Origin of the sequence: Pseudoalteromonas sp. PPB1, assembly GCF_015356275.1 — a bacterium.
In the GTDB taxonomy this organism is placed as follows: Bacteria; Pseudomonadota; Gammaproteobacteria; order Enterobacterales; family Alteromonadaceae; genus Pseudoalteromonas; species Pseudoalteromonas rubra_D.
In genome coordinates, this window is the sequence record NZ_JACEQV010000083.1 from 1 (window position 1) to 1,035 (window position 1,035).

Annotated in this window: 1 protein-coding gene; it reads right to left on the reverse strand. The window is 47.5% G+C overall.

From position 1 onward, the window contains the following. Positions 1 to 44: 44 nt before the first annotated feature. Entirely contained in the window at positions 45 to 959 is a 915-nt protein-coding gene (locus IY568_RS24390; protein ID WP_194868970.1) for an IS5 family transposase, read from the reverse strand. Between the last annotated feature and the right edge of the window lie 76 nt (positions 960 to 1,035).

The window sequence follows — 1,035 nt, forward strand, 5'->3', positions numbered from 1 at the left end:
GGCCTTGTTGATCAAATCCAGATAGCTTAGGCAACAATGCGATTTCAGCTGTTTCCCTGATATTCAGGCATACCTAGCCCAGCCATTCTATTGAGCACTTTCACTTTGATCATCGCTTCAGTGTGCTGCTGATTGAATCCACGACTGACCAGCTTGTCACCCATTAGCTGTTTATACCGGTACATTGCTGTTTCTGCCAGTGAGCGTTGGTGGTAGTTCACACACTTTTTCCACTCACTGCTACCTATATGCTTTGTTAAAATAACCGCGCTGTTTCGAGCATGTCCATCCTCCCACAACTGCGCGTTACACCTCGGTGGGATCACTGCGTCGGCCTTTTTGGCTGCTACTTCGGCATAACAGCCTCTAGTATCATATGCGCCATCCGCTTTTACCGAGCTGACCTTCCTGCGCAATGGTCTGAGTAAGTCGCCCAGAACTTCTGAATCAGCTACGGAGATTGTAGACAACTCCGCACCCACGATTTGGTGCGTATTTGCATCAATGGCCAGATGTAACTTTCGCCAGGTCCGGCGTTTATTCGCACCATGTTTTCTTGCATGCCATTCACCATTTCCATATACCTTCAAACCAGTGCTATCAACCACGATATCAATGCCTGCGGATGCACTAGAATTTGGCCTGTAACGAACTGCCAGCTCTGCACTACGCTTGCACAAACAGCTGTAAGTTGGTGTATCCAAATCAAGCTTCATCATTGATATCAGAGAAGAAACAAAGCCCTGCGCAGCTCGAAGAGACAAGCGAAATACAGCCCGCAAAGTCAGACAGGTCTCAATCGCCAACTCGGAGAAATGATTCGCTCGCCCTTTACCGCCGTGATGTTGCGTGTTGTTCCACTGTTCAATCGCATCCTCGGAAAACCAAAGTTGGATGTTGCCTCTGGCGATGAGGACTTTGTTGTAATCGCGCCAGTTGGTGATACGCTTTGCTTTCAAAGTTCAGTCTCGGTGTTTGCTTTTGAGATCTGATCACACAAGACTAAATTAGTTCAATGATTTAGGAAACAACGCC